Origin of the sequence: Enterobacter cloacae complex sp. P27C, from assembly GCF_014895705.1 — a bacterium.
GTDB lineage: Bacteria > Pseudomonadota > Gammaproteobacteria > Enterobacterales > Enterobacteriaceae > Enterobacter > Enterobacter bugandensis.
The window spans coordinates 297,225-313,536 of sequence record NZ_JADBQB010000002.1; the positions used below are offsets into that span (position 1 = coordinate 297,225).

The 16,312-nt window shown below is 59.3% G+C and carries 16 protein-coding genes; 6 read left to right on the plus strand and 10 right to left on the minus strand.

Translation table 11 applies throughout. The features are described 5' to 3' along the window. Positions 1-231 precede the first annotated feature (231 nt). The gene (locus tag IM291_RS04875) at positions 232-666 is read left to right on the plus strand and encodes a hypothetical protein (protein ID WP_192971443.1); all 435 of its coding nucleotides are present in this window, start codon (positions 232-234) and stop codon (positions 664-666) included. A gap of 53 nt (positions 667-719) precedes the next feature. On the opposite strand, the gene IM291_RS04880 is transcribed toward IM291_RS04875, so the two are convergent. After that, positions 720-1,610: an oxidoreductase gene (locus tag IM291_RS04880; RefSeq protein ID WP_192986258.1), complete on the minus strand. Its 891-nt coding sequence runs from the start codon at positions 1,608-1,610 to the stop codon at positions 720-722. Between the two features lie 105 nt (positions 1,611-1,715). On the opposite strand from IM291_RS04880, the gene IM291_RS04885 reads away from it, so the two are divergent. Then, on the plus strand, positions 1,716-2,837 hold the full coding sequence (locus tag IM291_RS04885) for a YbdK family carboxylate-amine ligase (protein WP_041910994.1): 1,122 nt from the start codon (positions 1,716-1,718) through the stop codon (positions 2,835-2,837). On the opposite strand, the gene IM291_RS04890 is transcribed toward IM291_RS04885, so the two are convergent. The 3 genes from IM291_RS04890 to IM291_RS04900 all read right to left on the minus strand — a co-directional run bounded on the left by IM291_RS04890 (position 2,788) and on the right by IM291_RS04900 (position 9,788). Then, positions 2,788-5,922 (minus strand): efflux RND transporter permease subunit, encoded by a 3,135-nt coding sequence (locus IM291_RS04890; RefSeq protein WP_192986259.1) that lies wholly within the window; start codon positions 5,920-5,922, stop codon positions 2,788-2,790. The two genes, IM291_RS04885 and IM291_RS04890, sit on opposite strands and share 50 nt — an antisense overlap. Positions 5,923-5,931: 9 nt before the next feature. After that, a complete protein-coding gene (locus tag IM291_RS04895; RefSeq protein WP_028012255.1) occupies positions 5,932-6,996 on the minus strand; it encodes an efflux RND transporter periplasmic adaptor subunit in 1,065 nt (354 codons plus the stop codon). Between the two features lie 83 nt (positions 6,997-7,079). Continuing rightward, positions 7,080-9,788 carry a cation-transporting P-type ATPase gene (locus IM291_RS04900; protein ID WP_192986381.1) on the minus strand — a complete coding sequence of 903 codons (2,709 nt, stop codon included), beginning with the start codon at positions 9,786-9,788 and terminating at the stop codon, positions 7,080-7,082. A gap of 488 nt (positions 9,789-10,276) precedes the next feature. On the opposite strand from IM291_RS04900, the gene IM291_RS04905 reads away from it, so the two are divergent. Next, complete coding sequence (locus IM291_RS04905; protein WP_041910998.1) at positions 10,277-10,525, plus strand: DUF1158 domain-containing protein; 249 nt, start codon at positions 10,277-10,279, stop codon at positions 10,523-10,525. Positions 10,526-10,581: 56 nt separating this feature from the next. Here the strand turns inward: IM291_RS04905 and IM291_RS04910 are convergent, their stop codons facing one another. Together IM291_RS04910 and IM291_RS04915 are read right to left on the minus strand one after the other, a co-directional pair. Next, the gene (locus IM291_RS04910) at positions 10,582-10,923 is read right to left on the minus strand and encodes a RamA family antibiotic efflux transcriptional regulator (protein ID WP_028012253.1); all 342 of its coding nucleotides are present in this window, start codon (positions 10,921-10,923) and stop codon (positions 10,582-10,584) included. A 32-nt stretch (positions 10,924-10,955) separates the two neighbouring features. Next, positions 10,956-12,059, minus strand: a complete 1,104-nt coding sequence (locus IM291_RS04915) for a RomA family MBL fold metallo-hydrolase (protein ID WP_192986261.1) — start codon at positions 12,057-12,059, stop codon at positions 10,956-10,958. Positions 12,060-12,248: 189 nt separating this feature from the next. Here IM291_RS04915 and IM291_RS04920 point away from each other — a divergent pair, with 189 nt between their 5' ends. The 3 genes from IM291_RS04920 (at position 12,249) to nfsB (ending at position 13,971) form a co-directional block, all read left to right on the plus strand. After that, positions 12,249-12,839 carry a TetR/AcrR family transcriptional regulator gene (locus tag IM291_RS04920; RefSeq protein ID WP_028012251.1) on the plus strand — a complete coding sequence of 197 codons (591 nt, stop codon included), beginning with the start codon at positions 12,249-12,251 and terminating at the stop codon, positions 12,837-12,839. Then, positions 12,829-13,197, plus strand: coding sequence for an MmcQ/YjbR family DNA-binding protein (locus IM291_RS04925; RefSeq protein WP_136486460.1), 369 nt, complete (start codon positions 12,829-12,831; stop codon positions 13,195-13,197). Before IM291_RS04920 ends, IM291_RS04925 begins: the two co-directional genes overlap by 11 nt. Positions 13,198-13,317: 120 nt before the next feature. Continuing rightward, on the plus strand, positions 13,318-13,971 hold the full coding sequence (nfsB, locus tag IM291_RS04930) for an oxygen-insensitive NAD(P)H nitroreductase (RefSeq protein WP_047367650.1): 654 nt from the start codon (positions 13,318-13,320) through the stop codon (positions 13,969-13,971). Between the two features lie 27 nt (positions 13,972-13,998). On the opposite strand, the gene IM291_RS04935 is transcribed toward nfsB, so the two are convergent. From IM291_RS04935 to IM291_RS04950, 4 genes are all read right to left on the minus strand, one after another. Next, complete coding sequence (locus IM291_RS04935) at positions 13,999-14,601, minus strand: hypothetical protein (protein ID WP_045260722.1); 603 nt, start codon at positions 14,599-14,601, stop codon at positions 13,999-14,001. Positions 14,602-14,679: 78 nt separating this feature from the next. Further along, complete coding sequence (locus IM291_RS04940; protein WP_028012247.1) at positions 14,680-14,967, minus strand: helix-turn-helix domain-containing protein; 288 nt, start codon at positions 14,965-14,967, stop codon at positions 14,680-14,682. After that, positions 14,948-15,277, minus strand: a complete 330-nt coding sequence (locus IM291_RS04945) for a type II toxin-antitoxin system RelE/ParE family toxin (protein ID WP_028012246.1) — start codon at positions 15,275-15,277, stop codon at positions 14,948-14,950. Before IM291_RS04945 ends, IM291_RS04940 begins: the two co-directional genes overlap by 20 nt. A 139-nt stretch (positions 15,278-15,416) precedes the next feature. Continuing rightward, a complete protein-coding gene (locus IM291_RS04950) occupies positions 15,417-16,286 on the minus strand; it encodes a helix-turn-helix transcriptional regulator (protein ID WP_047367648.1) in 870 nt (289 codons plus the stop codon). Positions 16,287-16,312 lie beyond the last annotated feature (26 nt).

Sequence of the window (16,312 nt, forward strand, 5' to 3'; positions counted from 1 at the left end):
ATCAAATTGCAATACGTCGGCTTTCATAATCTGTATCAACGGAAGTTGATATATTTCATATCCCTGTTGCGCCATCATTGACGGGATTTTTTATAAACGATAACGTCCCACCTGTTTTAACTTGCTGTAATAGAAGAATTTATCAGGATTTTCTTAAATGGAGTTTAAGCACATGTCTATAACCGTTTATGTATGGTGCAAAAACGATGTCGGCGAGCGGGGAATAGCGCGATGAAATACTCAATCGTTCTATTGCTATCGGCGCTCACCGTCCCAGCCATTGCAGCCAGCACTGACTGGTCATCAGCACTTAATGGAATCGCCTCTGGTGATGCACACTGGATTGAACAAGCTCCTGCCCTGTCTGCTACGGCTGACGTCAAGCAGGCGCAACAGCTGGAGGACGCCTTAGCCGCAGCGCTCATAACAAACACGAACGCAACGCTGAAAGCGCTCCGCGCCATTGACGCCGGAAAGTGGCCGCATATGGTAGGCAGCGATATTGTCTGCACGCCGCCTTTAGAGAAATCCCCCGAAGAAATCGACGCGTTCTATCAGCGTACCCGCCAGGCGCTGCTGGAAACGTTTGACGGTGCTCAGTGCCTCTGGATCCTGGAGGCAACCATGGAAGAGTTGAAAGCAGAGAAAGCCCGTCAGGCTAAGTAGAGACGCTACCCGGCGCACAACGGCCGGGTCTTTCCTTCACTCCAGACCCAGGCTCACCCCGGCCCCTCGCTCCCCGCCGCCAGCAGCGGCACCACCACGTCACTGATGGGCACCGCAATGCCGTGTTTGCGGCCGTAGCGCTGGATGACGCCGTTGCGGATATCCCACTCCATCGGGCGATCCGCCTGACGGTCAGCGAGAATCGACGTACCCAAATCCACGGGCGCGCGTTGGAAGTTCGCCAGAATCTCCTGCGCCACGTCATCGTTCAGCTTCGCCCCTTCAGCGCGGGCGACGGTCAGCCCTTCGCGCAGGTAGGCCAGCGCCAGCTCGCTGACATCCTCTCGCCTGAACATCCCGGCGCGGCGGTTGGCCAGCACCATAAGCCCGGCGACCGCGTTTTGCAGCAGCTTGCGCCAGGCGACGGTGGCGAAATCTTCCGAGAGCTCAACCGCGCAGCGCGTATCACGAAGCGCTTCGACCACCCGCTGCGCCTGGGGCGCGTCCGGTAGCGTCAGGCGCGGCTTCGCCCGGAGCCAGACGGAGGCATCCGGCTCGCGCTGCGCCGGGAACCAGACCACCGACGGCAGCACCGTTGCGCCACTGACCAAAGGCTCAAGCTGCGCCTTCTGCTCCACGCCATTTTGCAGGGCGCAGACCACGGTGTTTTCATCGCACAGCGCGCGCAGCCATCCGGCGCTGTCGGAATTTTGCGTCGTTTTTACCGCCACAAAAACAAGATCTGCGGGGCGAGTAATGACGGACGGATCGGTGAATACCGGACCGGACACAACCGTTTCCCCCTCGTCGTAACGCAGGCGTAATTCCGGATGCGCGGTGCGTCCGCAGAGTAGCGGCGTGCGGCCAGCGTCATGCAACACCGCGGCAATGGTGGTGCCAATCGCGCCGGGACCAATCAGCGCAATCACTGGATTCTCAGTCATGGTTAACCCCTCTTTTCGCTAAGCCTGCTAACAGTTATACCACCCTGAAAAGTGAGCGCCACGTCGTTGTCTATACTCAACACACAACAGACAACGGAGTGCGCCATGCCTTTACCTGATTTCAAATCCTCTGAACCGTTCACCCTCGGCATCGAACTCGAACTGCAGGTGGTTAACCCGCCGGGCTACGATCTGAGCCAGGACTCCTCAGCCCTCATCGCCGCCGTCAAAGACGACATCAAAGGCGGTGAAGTCAAACACGATATCACCGAAAGCATGCTCGAAATCGCCACCGGCGTGTGCCAGAACATTGACCAGGCGGCGGCGCAGTTCTCGGTGATGCAGCAGAGCATCCTTCGCGCGGCGGCGGAGCAGCACATCCAGATCTGCGGCGGCGGGACGCACCCGTTCCAGAAGTGGCAGCGTCAGGAGGTGTGCGACGACGAGCGCTATAACGTCACGCTGGAGCGCTTTGGCTACCTGATTTTGCAGGCAACGGTGTTCGGACAGCACGTGCACGTCGGCTGCCGGACCGGGGATGACGCCATTTATCTCCTGCACGGCCTGTCGCGCTTCGTGCCGCACTTTATCGCCCTGGCGGCCGCCTCGCCGTACATGCAGGGCACAGACACGAAGTTCTCCTCGTCGCGGCTCAACATCTTCTCCGGGTTCCCGGATAACGGCCAGATGCCGTGGGTTAACAGCTGGCAGGAGTTCGAGGGGCTGTTCCGCCGCCTGAGCGCTACCAGCATGATCGACAGCATTAAAGATCTGCACTGGGACATCCGCCCCAGCCCGCACTTTGGCACCGTGGAGGTACGGGTGATGGATACCCCGCTGACGCTCGGCCACGCGATTAATATCGCCGGGCTGATCCAGGCGACGTCCCACTGGCTGCTGACCACGCGGCCGTATAAGCATCAGGAGCGGGATTTTCTGCTGTACCGCTTTAACCGTTTTCAGGCGTGTCGCTACGGGCTGGAGGGGGTTCTGACGGACGTGCATACCGGCGAGCACAAAACCGTGGCGGAGGATATCGCCTGGCTGCTGGAGCAGGTTGCGCCGTCGGCCGAAAAGCTCGGCGCAACGAGCGCCATCAAGGAAATTGCCCTGCTGTTAAAGCAGGGCAAGAGCGAGGCGCAGCGCATGCGGGACTTCATCGCCGACGGCGGCTCGCTTATTTCTCTGGTTCAGAAGCACTGCGAGCTGTGGGCGACGAGTCCGTAAGGCCGTGGCCCCACTCGCGCAGGCGCTGGAACAGCACGAACAGCGCGGGGATAAACACAATCCCTACCACGGTTACCACCAGCATGCCGCTGAACACCGTGGTGCCAATGATGCGGCGGCTCTGGGCACCCGCCCCGGTCGCCAGCATCATCGGCAGGACGCCGATGATGAACGACACGGCGGTCATCATCACCGCGCGGAAGCGGCGCGATGCCCCTTCCCGCGCGGCATCGACAATCGCCATCCCGTCCATCCGCCGCGCGCGGGCGAACTCCACGATAAGAATCGCGTTTTTAGCCGCTAACGCGATCAGCAAGACCAGACCGATCTGCACGTACACGTCGTTGGCGTAGCCCGCCAGCCACAGCCAGACCAGCGCCCCGCCGATGGCGAACAGCACCGAAAGCATCACGCTCGCCGGGAGCGTCCAGCTCTCGTACTGGGCGACGAGGAATAGCCACGCCATCACCACCGCCGCCAGCACAATCCATACCGCCTGGTTGCCGGTCTGCTGCTCCTGATACGACATGCCGCTCCAGGCGTAGTCGTACCCGGCAGGCAGGCTCTGCGCCAGAATTTCGCCCATCGCCGCCATCGCGGTGCTGCTGCTTACCCCTTCCGCTGCCGAACCGCTTACCGATACCGACGGGAACTGGTTGTACTGCTGAATAAATGGCGCGCCGACGGTCGGCGTGATGGTGACGAGGTTGCTCAGACGCACCCGCTCGCCGCTGTTGCTGCGCACGAACAGCTCGCTGATTTGCTCCGCGCGCTCGCGCCACTGCATCTCGTTCTGCATCACCACGTGGTAGACGCGGTTGTTGACGCTGAAATCCCCGGCGCGCGTGCCGCCGAAGGCGGTTTGCAGGCTGCTGAAGATGCGCGACACCGGCACGTCGAGGCGAGCCGCACGCTCGCGGTCAACGGTCAGCGTTAGCTGCGGCACGTTGCTGCTCCAGGTGGTGAACACGCGGCTCAGCTGCGGATGCTGGTTGGCTTTTGCCAGCACCTCACGCGTGACGCGCTCCAGCTCCGCCGGGCTCTGCCCCGCCTGCGCCTGAATGCGCAGGTCGAAGCCAGAGGCGTTGCCCAGCCCCGGCAGCGTCGGCGGCGCGAAGGTCATGATGGTCGCTTCCGGCAGGGCCAGCAACTGGCGCTGAAGGGTGCCCATCACCTCATCCAGCGGCGGGCGCTCGCTCCAGTCCTTCAGCATGATGGAGATAAACCCGCCGTTCGACGCGCTGGTACCATTGAGGATGTTAAACCCGGAGACCTGAATGACGTCTTCCACCGCCGGGTTTTTAGCAATCAGCTCGCGCGCGGTAGCCATCACCGCTTCGGTGCGCTCCAGCGAGGCCGCTTCCGGCAGCTGGACGCTGGCGAAGAAGTAGCCCTGATCTTCCTGGGGCAGGAAGCCCTTTGGCATCGACATAAAGCTGAACGCCACCACCGCCGCCGCGCCTGCGGTGGCGAGCAGCGCCAGCCACGGACGCCGGTTGAATACGCTCACTATCCGGGTGTAAAGCGTGCGCGTGGCGTCCAGCCCACGGTTGAACCCACGGAAAATGGCGGCAGGCTTCGCCGGACGCGGGCGCAGTAGCATCGCGCAGAGCGCGGGCGTCAGGGTCAGCGCCACCAGGCTTGAGAGCGTGACGGCGGTGGAGAGCGTCACCGCGAACTGGCGGTACAGCTCGCCCACAATTCCCGGCAGGAGCGCCACCGGCACAAACACCGCCAGCAACACCAGCGTGGTGGCAATCACCGGCCCGGCGATCTGGCGCAGCGCCAGCGCGGTCGCCGCCGTGCGGCTCTGCCCTTCCGCCATCAGGGTTTCGACGCTCTCAACCACCACGATGGCATCATCCACCACCATGGTCAGCGCCAGAATAATGGCGAACAGGCTCAGCGTGTTGGCGGAGTAGCCGAGCGCGTAGAGCACCGCAAAGGTGCCCACCAGCGACACCGGAATGGCGAGGGCGACAATCAGCGTCGCGCGCCAGCTTTGCAGGAACAGAGAAACGACCACCACAACCGCCAGCATGGTCAGCGCCAGCGAGACGCCAATCTCTTTAATGGTGGCGGCAACGAAGGTAGTGGTGTCGAATTTTACCTCGTAGACCAGGTCGTCCGGGAAGCGCGTCGAGAGACGCTCCAGCTCCGCGCGCACCGCGTCGGCCACGCGCAGGGCGTTGGCGGACGGCGTTGGGTAGATGCCAAGGTAAGCAGAGTCGTGCCCGTTCAGCTGCGCGCCGGAGCTGTAGCTGCGCGAGCCGAGCTCGATGGCGGCGACGTCCTTCAGGCGCACCAGCTGGCCCATCTCGCCCGCGCGGATAATGATGTCGGCAAAGTCGTCGGCCTGGCTTAAGCGCCCCAGCCCGTTGATGGTCAGGGTCTGCTGCTGGCCGTTGAACACCGGCGGCGTGCCCACCTGACCTGCCGCCCCCTGCACGTTCTGCTCGCGCAGCGCCTGCGCCACGTCATCGGTGGTCACGTTCAGGGCGTTCATGCGGTCCGGACGCAGCCAGATGCGCATGCTGTAGTCCCGCGCGCCAAACATCTGCACCTGTCCCACGCCCGGCAGACGCGACAGCGCCTCGCGCACCTGCGTGCTGGCGTAGTTGCTGACAAACAGCGGCGTGTGGGTGTTGTTCGGTGAGTAAAGGCTTACTCCCATCATCAGGTTGGTGGCGCGCTTGCGCACCTGTACCCCGTTTTGCTGTGCCTCGGTCGGCAGCTGCGCCACGGCCTGCGCCACGCGGTTTTGCACGTCGATGGCGGCGAGGTCCGGATCGGTCCCCGCCGCAAAGGTGATATTCAGGCTGTAGGTGCCTTCATCCGAACTGGTGGACTCCATATAGAGCATGTGATCCACCCCGTTAAGCTGCGTCTCCAGCGGCGTGGCGATGGCCTCCGCCACGTCAGCCGAGCTGGCGCCCGGCCAGCTGGCAGAGACATTCACCACCGGCGGGGTGATCTGCGGGTACTGCTCCACCGGAATGATCCTCAGCGCGATGGCCCCCAGCAGGGTGATGACCAGCGCAATCACCATCGCGAAGCGCGGGCGTTTGATAAAAAACGTCAGCATGATGGCTCCTTAATTGAGTATCTGGACGGCAGCGCCGGGCTGCACGCGCTGCGCGCCGTCGGTAATCGCTCGCTCACCGGGCTTCACGCCGGAGGCAATCTGAAACTGCTGGCCGATCTGGCCGGCCACGTTCAGCGGGCGCCTTTCGGCGTTGCCGTCGGCGTTAACCACCCAGGCGAAGAACCCGTCGCCGTTCTGCTGAACCGCGGCGGCAGGCAGCGTCAGCACCGGCTGCTCGCTCGCCGGACGCAGGTAGACGTTCACGTTGCCGCCGGGCAGCAGCTGGTGGCGCGGGTTAGCAAACTCGGCGCGCAGCATCACGCTGGCGGTGCGCGGGTCGATCCGGTTGTCCACGGAGGTAAGTTCCCCGCCGACGCGCTGGCCGTTGCTGTCGATCAGCGCCTGCCAGGCCTGCTTCATGGCGCTGATATCCGCGTGCTGTCCGACTTTGGTGGCAAACGCCCCCTCTTCCAGCGCAAAGGCGATGCGGATGGGATCGAGCTGCACCACCTCCACCAGCACGCCGCTGGCAGGATTCACCAGGCTGCCCACGTGGAACTGGCTGTGGCCCACGCGACCGTCAATCGGCGAGGTGATGCGGGTGTAGTTCAGGGTGACGCTGCGGGTGTCGAGCCGGGCTTTCGCCTGCTCCAGCGCGGCGCTCGCCACGTCGCGCTGCATGCGGGCGTTGTCCACGTCGTGACGGCTGATGGCGTTGCTGCTGCCCAGGCTTTCGAAGCGGGAAAGCTGCTGCTGCGCCTGACGCAGCGTGGCTTCAGCGCTTCTCACTTCAGCCTGCGCCAGACGCAGGGCAGCGCGCGGCTCGGCGTCGTCCAGCTCGAACAGCACGTCGCCTTTTTTCACGTACTGCCCGTCGCGGAAGTTGATTTTCGTTATCACGCCTTCCGTACGCGCGCGCAGCTCAACGGTGTGAATGGCTTCGATGCGGCCCGGAATCTGGCGCTCGGCGGCGTGGGCGGTCTGCTCCACGGTGGCGACGCGAACGGGGACCGCGGCGGCGAAGACGGGTTGCAGGGTACTGACAAGAAGGGCGAACAGGAGTGGAAGTTTCATGGGAGTACCTCAGCGTTGTTTCTCCCCTCACCCCGGCCCTCTCCCCAAAGGGGCGAGGGTTAGGGTGAGGGGTAAGATTTTCGTTATGCAGCCTTACGGAACCTGCGGGTCAGTCGCTTCTCGATTTCGACGACGAAGAACATCACCCCAGCCACCGCCAGCGTCACGAACCAGTAGCGCAGCGGCAGCGCTTCGGTGCCGAACAGCATCTGCATAAACGGCAGGTAGATAATGGCCGCCTGGAGCAGGAACAGTACGCCCGTCACCAGCCAGATCCCTTTGTTCGCCAGCAGGCCGCGGTTCAGGGAGAACCCTTCGGTGTTGCGGCAGTTAATCATGTACACCCACTGGGCGCAGACCAGCATCTGCAGCAGCACGGTGCGGATGAACTCCGCGCTGTGCCCGCGCGGGGCCAGCCAGGCTTCAAGCGCAAAGGCGGCGATGGCAATCATGGTGCCGACGAAGGCCACGCGCCATACGGCGTAGGCATCCATCACGTGCTGCCCGGTCTGGCGCGGCGGGCGGCGCATGATGTTGCGCTCGGCGGCCTCAAAGGCCAGGCCGAAGGAGAGCGTGGCGGAGGTCGCCATGTTCATCCACAGAATCAGCACTGGCGTTAGCGGAATGATGTTCCCCGCCAGCAGCGCAATCACGATCAGCAGCCCCTGCGCCAGGTTGGTCGGCATGATGAACAGGATGGTTTTCTTCAGGTTGTCGTAAACGCGACGCCCCTCTTTCACCGCGCTGGCGATGGTGGCGAAGTTATCGTCCGTCAGGACCATGTCCGCCGCCTCTTTGGTGACTTCCGTGCCCTTAATGCCCATCGCGATGCCGACGTCCGCCTGGCGCAGCGCCGGGGCATCGTTTACGCCGTCACCGGTCATGCCGACGATTTCACCTTTGTCCTGTAGCGCTTTCACCAGGCGCAGCTTATGCTCCGGGCTGGTACGGGCGAAGATGTCATACTTCACCGCCGCTTCCGCCAGCTCGGCGTCGTCCATTTTCTCCAGCTGATAGCCGGTGACCGCCTGCTCGCTGTTGCTGATCCCCAGCATCTGGCCGATGCTCATCGCCGTCTGCGGGTGATCGCCGGTGATCATCTTGACGCGGATCCCCGCCTGCTGGCAGGCGTTAATCGCATCAATCGCTTCCGGGCGCGGCGGATCCATCATTCCGGCGATGCCGAGGAAGATCAGGCCGTGGCTCAGGTCGTCGTGCGTCAGCTCCTGCCCGCCGTTCGCCGGCTTGAACGCCGCGGCGACCATGCGCAGCCCCTGACGCGCATAGCGCTCCATCTCCGTTTCCCAGTACGCACGGTTGAACGCTTGCGCACCGTTACGCGTCTGCTGCTGGTTGCACAGGGCGAAAATGACGTCCGGCGCGCCGGTAATCAAAATCTGCTCCTCACCGCCAATCTGGTAGTGGGTGCTCATGTACTTGTACTGAGAATCGAACGGAATCTTGTTAACCAGCGTGGTCACGACCGGCTCGAGGTGGGCCTTGGCCGCCAGCACCTTCAGCGCGCCCTCGGTTGGCCCGCCGGTGATGCCCCACAGGCCACGCTCGTCCTGAATCAGCTGGCTGTCGTTGCACAGGTCAACGGTGCGCAGGTACTGCTCCAGGACGGTGCCCGGCTGGACCTGCACCGGCTCATCGCTGCCTTCCAGGTAGATATTGCCTACCGGCTCGTAGCTGTTGCCGTCCACGCGGTAGCAGACGTCGGCGGTGATGATGGCTTTTACCGTCATCTCGTTCATGGTCAGGGTCCCGGTTTTATCCGAGCAGACCACGGTCATCGCGCCCAGCGTTTCAACCGTCGGCAGCTTGCGGATAATCGCCCGCTTGCGCGCCATCGCCTGCACGCCCAGGGAGAGGATGATGGAGATAATCGCCGGCAGGCCTTCCGGTACGGAGGCGACCGCCAGGCTAATCAGGGAGAGCAGCAGCTCGCCCATCGGGATCTCGCGGAACATCAGGCTGAAGACGAACAGCGCGGCCATCATCGCCAGAATAATGACGAAGATGGCTTTACCCAGCTTGTCCATCTGCACCAGCAGCGGGGTACGGTGCTTTTCGATGCCCGCCATCATCTGGTTGATGTGGCCGAGCTCCGTATCCTTACCGGTGGCAATGACCACGCCGATTCCGCCGCCCGCGCTCACGGTCGTTCCTGAGAAGACCATATTGGTGCGGTCGCCCAGCGGTAATTCGCCGCTCAGCGGATTCGTGTGTTTATCCACCACGGTGGACTCACCGGTGAGAATCGCCTCCTCCACGCGTAAATTATGCGCCTCGATTAAACGCATATCCGCCGGAATACGATCCCCCGCGCGCAATACAATAATATCGCCCGGAACTATTTCCGTCGTCGGTATAGTTTCATGGTTGCCGTTACGAATAACGCGCGCCTCACTGGAAAGCATATTGCGAATACTCTTCAGCGATTTTTCCGCGTTGCTTTCCTGAATATGGCCAATTAGCGCATTGATGACCGCCACGCCCAAAATTACCAGCGTATCGACCCAGTGACCCATTACCGCCGTTAATACCGCGGCGGCCAGCAGAACGTAAATCAGCACATCGTTAAAATGGGCCAAAAAACGCAGCCAGGCGGGTTTACCTTTTTTCTCCGGCAGCGCGTTCGGCCCTGTTTTTTGCAGACGCGCCTGCGCCTCTGCACGATCCAGACCGCTGGCCTGGCTCTGCACGTGGGTAAGCACCTGCTCTGCGGTCTGCTGGTATGCCAGCCCGCCGGAAGGCGGCACGTTTGGGGAGTATTTTTTTTCGGTCATCATATTTTTCCTTCAATATCCGGTGAACAGAAGCCTGAATTCCTTTCTGGCTTAAATAAATTGATTATAAAGTCTTGCGGGTAAAATTGATCTACCGCAATATATTTACCACTGGGTTATTCAAAATTGATTAAAATTATTTCGACGAGCTGATTTTTACAAAATATTTCTAAACCAATCCTAAACGAGGGGGAACCATGTTTGGTATTTATCGCGGACGGCGCCTGGCGTTATACATTGTCGCAGCCATTGTTATTGCGACGTTAATTGGATATAGCACCTATATGTTTGTAAAATTATTTTCGTGATGCAGACATTTATTTACATAGCGCGATATTAATTTAATCATCAGGATTAAATTATTCTCCTTCCGCGCATTATTCTTCGGGGGAAGGAATTATTTAATTAAAAAAGGGCCGACGGGTTGATATTGCTTTACGTTAAAGGATGCCGGACAATGACATTTTTAACTGACGATTAACATTACGATGAAACACCCGTTGGAATCGCTGCTGACTGCGGGGGGCATTTTATTGATGGCCCTGATCTCTTGCTTACTGCTACCCGCGCCGTCGCTGGGTCTGGTGCTGGCGCAGAAGCTGGTTCAAACCTTTCATATGGTCGATCTGAACCAGCTCTACACCATTTTGTTCTGCGTGTGGTTTTTACTGCTCGGCGCTATCGAATTCTTCATCCTGCGTTTCGTCTGGCGCCGCTGGTTTTCACTGGCGTCGTAGGCCAATAAAAAAGCCGGGTAGCAGCGATGCCTTACCCGGCCTTTGTTTCGTCAATTTCAATGCGCCCGACTATGGTTCTCTTTGCGGTAAGCCCCGGGCGGCTGATGGAAGGTGCGGGTAAAGATGCGCGTAAAGGTCTGCTGCGATTCAAAGCCGTAGCGCAGGCAGATTTCGTACACGCGCTCGTCAGATTCACGCAGATCCCGCGCCGCCAGCAGCAGCTTGCGCTCGCGGATGTAGCGCCCCAGGCTTTCGCCTTTGTACTGCATAAACAGCCGCTGTAAATGCCACTTGGAGTAACCCGCGTGGCGGGCGATCTCTTCGATGCGTAGCGGCTGGTGTAGGTTGTCATCGATCCATTCGACAATCGTATCAATGACCTGAGCGGAAATCGTCATGCTGCTCTCCCCCTCTGTTTCTTGGTTCAACATTATTCCCACCACTCACGAAATTGTTGCGTGCTATCACTCACCCGGACCGGCTCACCCAGCTCCGGCGTCAGCAGCCGATAGTTTTTGTCCTTGCTGGCCCGCGCCAGCTGGATCAGCGGATCGTTCCAGGTGTGTTTCGCCAGCACGAAGCGTCCGTTATGCCCCGGCACCACCGCTTTCGCATTGAGGTCCGCCGAGGCCTGCGCCGTTTCATCCGGCAGCATGTGGATGTATTTCCAGTCCTGGTCGTACTGGCCGTTTTCCATGATGGCTAAATCCACTTCGCCAAACTGCTCGCCGATGGCCTTAAAGTGCGGGCCATAACCGGAATCGCCGCTGTAGTAGACCTTCTGCTCTGGCGTGACAAACATGAAGCTGCCCCACAGGGTCTGGTCACGCTTAATGCCGCGCCCCGAGAAGTGGCGCGCGGGCAGGACATGAACCGACAGCGCATCGCTGATGTGCACCGACTGGTTCCAGTCCCGTTCGTCGATAATCTCAGGCTTCATTCCCCAGTAGCGCAGGTGGGATCCCACGCCGAGCGGCGTGACGACGCGCTTCACCTTCGGCAGCAGCGCCCGGATGGTGGCGTAGTCCAGATGGTCGTAGTGATCGTGCGAGATAATCAGCAGGTCGATTTCCGGCATGCTCTTCGCGCGCCACGGATACTCTCCCGCAAACGCTTTATTGAGGAACGAGAACGGCGCGGCGTAGTTGCCAAGGACCGGGTCGATCAGAATGCGTTTTCCCGCCAGCTGCATATACCACGAGGAGTGGCCGAGCCACACCAGCGTATCCTGCTCCAGAGGCAGGCTCGCCAGATCGGTTTTCACCAGCGGCAGCGGCTGCGCCGGACGAGCGTTTTCGGTTTTACGGGTCAGGAACTGCCACCACGCCACCAGCATGTTTTGCTGCCCGGTAAAGCCAGGCGTCGGGAGCGCGTTGTGGAACTTCCCGTCGCGATAGTGCGGAGAAGCCTCCACTTCGGTGAGCTGCGCACCCTGCGGCGACTGGCCAAATCCGGCATTCAGAACAAACGGTAAACTCGCAGCTGAAGCAATAATCATGAGGAACACCACGCAGATGAAGAGAGGCTTTTTCATATCCTGACCCGAAAACGCGCGCCATCCGATGGTTTACGCGGGGAAACTTGATTATGAGTGAGTAAGCACTCATTATAGATATGATGATAAAGTCGTCAAGACGTTTTCGATCTTTGACATTCCGCGTTGCAGCGTGTCAAAGCACGTGTTTCAATCAGGGTTTTTATAATTGAAAGGGGGAAAAATTTAGTGGCACGTCCGAAGAGTGAAGATAAAAAACAGGCCTTACTGGAAGCCGCGACGGTGGCATTTGCACAGTCAGGTATTGCCGCCTCAACGGCGTTAATTGCCCGTAATGCGGGCGTCGCTGAAGGCACGCTGTTTCGCTACTTTGCTACTAAAGACGATCTGCTGAATGCCCTTTACCTGCACCTCAAGCAGGATCTCTGCCAGACCATGCTGGCGAACCTCGATCGCACCCTCACGCTTCCTAAAGAGCATACCCGCAATATCTGGAACAGCTACGTGGACTGGGGGATTCGTAACCCCGTGGCGCATGCGGCGATCCGCCAGATTGGCGTGAGTGAAAAGCTAAGCGCTGAAACGGAACAGGCGGTGAAAGAGATGTTCCCGGAACTTCACGAGCTATGCCGCCGTTCGGTGCGCCCGGTGTTTATGTCCGATGAATTCAAAACGTTTGGCGATGCGCTTTTCTTATCGCTGGCGGAAACCACCATGGAGTTTGCCACCCGCGATCCGTCCCGCGCCACCGATTTTAAAGCGCTGGGTTTCGAAGCCATGTGGCGCGGGCTGGCTCAGGAGGATAACGATGGACAGTAAATCCCTGCAGGCGCACGCAAAACGCGTCGCGCTGGAGATGCCTTTCACCGAACACTGCTGGCCGTTTGGCCCCGAGTACGACGTGTTTAAGGTGGGCGGGAAAATTTTTATGCTGATGGCCACCGCGCACGGACGCCCCCACGTTAGCCTGAAATCCGACCCGGAAAAATCCTTGTTAAATCAGCACATTTACCGTGGCGTTGAGCCGGGTTACCACCTCAATAAAAAACACTGGATTTCGCTCTACGGCACCGAGGACATCACGCCAGAACTGGTCGCCGACCTGATCGCGGATTCGTGGAACCTGGTCGTCGATAAGCTGCCGAAAAAAGACCAGAAATGGATACGCCCTGCCTGATTGTTCGTCTGTGCCGAACAGTATAACCGCTCGAATCGCACTTATCTTTTGCCGCTTCGCGCGGTAATCTGCTCTCCTTTCGCGCCCGCGCACGGGCGAATTTCATTACCAGGAGTAGTTATGGATATCATTTCTGTCGCCCTGAAACGCCACTCTACCAAGGCGTTCGACCCAACCAAAAAACTGACCGCTGAAGAAGCAGAGAAAATCAAAACCCTGCTGCAGTACAGCCCATCCAGCACCAACTCCCAGCCGTGGCACTTTATTGTGGCCAGCACCGAGGAAGGTAAAGCCCGCGTGGCGAAATCCGCGGCGGGCACTTACGTGTTCAACGAACGCAAAATGCTGGACGCCTCTCACGTGGTGGTGTTCTGCGCGAAAACCGCGATGGACGACGCCTGGCTGGAACGCGTTGTCGACCAGGAAGAGGCCGATGGCCGTTTCAACACGCCGGAAGCTAAAGCCGCGAACCATAAGGGCCGCACCTACTTCGCCGATATGCACCGCGTGGATCTGAAAGATGACGACCAGTGGATGGCGAAACAGGTTTACCTGAACGTCGGTAACTTCCTGCTGGGCGTGGGCGCGATGGGTCTGGACGCGGTGCCGATTGAAGGCTTTGACGCGGCGATTCTGGATGAAGAGTTTGGCCTGAAAGAGAAAGGCTTCACCAGCCTGGTGGTGGTCCCGGTCGGGCACCACAGCGTGGAAGATTTTAACGCCACGCTGCCGAAGTCTCGTCTGCCGCTGAGCACGATTGTGACCGAGTGCTGATTCAAACGGGCCGCTGCACGCGGCCCGTTACGTTTTACTGATAACCAGCCTGCGGTGTGGATGTACATCGCGATCGCTTCCCCAGGCAAAGGCAATCCAGCGCTCTTCCAGCTCGGCGTAAGAGTTTACGGGCGTTAACGTCCATTCTTCTCCCACTGTACCGTCTGCCACGCTAATGCGATAGTTCATGGTGAACGCCCAGTCGATCATGCGCAGCCAAAACCGTTGCCCGTCCCCCGTTTGCTCGCTGTCGGAGACTACGATGTCGTATTCGCTGAGCACCCACTGGAAAAATAATTGCGGTAATCCGCTTATTACGCGCTGGTGGACGGCGCGCGGGGTGCGCCATACCATCACCTGCGTGGCGGCACCGTGGGGAAAGGTAATTTCTTTATGAAATGTAAGCTTCACGGCATACGCCGTATAAGGCTTACCGTCATCGGTAGTCACGAGACGATATTCATCACCATAACGCGATTTTAAAAGCCGGTATCCGACAGGCAGCAAGAACCCCGGCAGATGAAAATCCGCAGTACCCCGCGCCAGAAATGCTTCGGTATGTTCGACGTTTCGGGAGATAAGCCCAAGTTTTTGGCTGAACTCTGCGGAATCAATCATTAGTGGCGACATTAGTTGTTTCTCATCGCATAAGTATAGTCAACTTAACTTCCAATAGAAATCGCGTAAATTCAGCAAGTTGATTAAGCGTCAATAGAGCGTAATCTGCGGATGCTTGATCCCGCACACCAGCGCATAACGCGTTAATGTATCGAGACTCGCCCGGGTAATATTCGCTTCCATTCTTGATACCGTTGGTGCGCTGACGCCCATCCGCTCCGCCACCTGGGCGCGCGTCAGGCCAGCATGATTGCGCCATTGCGCCAGCATCTCCCGCAAACGCTCCTTGCGCTCTTCTGCATCAAAGGAAGCCTGAACCTCTGAATCGCTTAACAGTTCAGCCCTGAGTTCATCCCAGTCAATAATCTTCTTGCTCATCCAACATCTCCTGTTGTCGCTTCAGTGCCAGACGAAGTTCAGCAGAGGGCGTTTTTTGCGTCTTCTTAACAAACACGCGCAAAAGAAAAATCGTCTTTTCCCGCTGGTAAACATAGATACCTCGGGTATGGATCAGCCCAACGGTCCTTATTTCAAACAGGCCATGCGGCAATGGTTTGCTGTCAGGTTCCCGAAGAGCCGTCGGGTTTAAACGCAATTTATCAAGCTGGCGAATCAGCTTCGCCTTCACCCCAGCAGGTAGTAAGAGAATCTCTTCCCTTACCGCCTCATGAACGATAAGTCTGAACACGATATTTCATCCCTGATGATATTAGCATATAAGGCAATTTGCATTAAAGGCTAATTTAGCTTTTCGTGTCCCACCTTACCCATTTTTAACAGGAAGAACCGGAGCCGCTTTGATTACCTGAAAGCGCCTCGCAAAAAACTTACTTCCCCTGCGCCGCCAGCCATTCCATCGCCCTTTCCCCCGCCTCATCCACCGGGAGATACACCAGTAGCCGCGATCCGTTTCGCGGCGCGGAGTACCAGTACATCTGCTGCAGCGTAAAATCTCCCAGTTCTGGATGGGTAAACAGCTTGAGCTGGTTCTCCACGCCGCGCACGTCGTTGCGCTGGTGCCACAGGGTTTTGAACTCCTCGGAAACCGCAAAAAAACGCGCCAGTTTGGCTTCCCAGAGCGGGTCGCCCCGGTGCTCGGCCATCGCCGCGCGGAAATAGGAAACGAAAATCGGCAGCACGTCGTCGCGTCTGCCGAGACGCGCACGCCACGCCGGATGGGTAAGGAACAGGTAAATACAGTTGCGGTCTTCCGGCGGGATGGCGTTGAAATCGACGCCCATGAGATGCCCGAAGCTGTCATTCCACGCGACGATGTCGAAGTTGGGCTTCTGAATGCTGGCGGGTTTAGGCATCAGGGTATCCAGCAGGCGGCGCGTGCCTTCGCTGATGCCCTCGCAGCAGACCGCCTGCGGGGCTTCTCCCGGCGGCAAGCCGGCGAGCACGAAAAGATGCCGGGCCTCGGTCGGGGTGCACTGCAGCGCTTTTGCGATGGCGGCCATCACTGCGCTGGAGGGGTTGACGTCCCTGCCCTGCTCAAGCCAGGTGTACCAGGTCACGCCCACGTCAGCGAGCATCGCCACCTCTTCCCGGCGCAGGCCAGGCGTGCGCCGCCGACCGCTGCGCGGCAGGCCGAGACGCTGGGGATCGAGGCTTTCCCGCCGGGCGCGTAAAAATGCCCCCAGCTGTTTTCGGGTGTCATCCTGAAGTGAGGTGACGGGTTCAGACATCAAGGCCATAAATCCCCCTGCATGGTAGTGCCAGT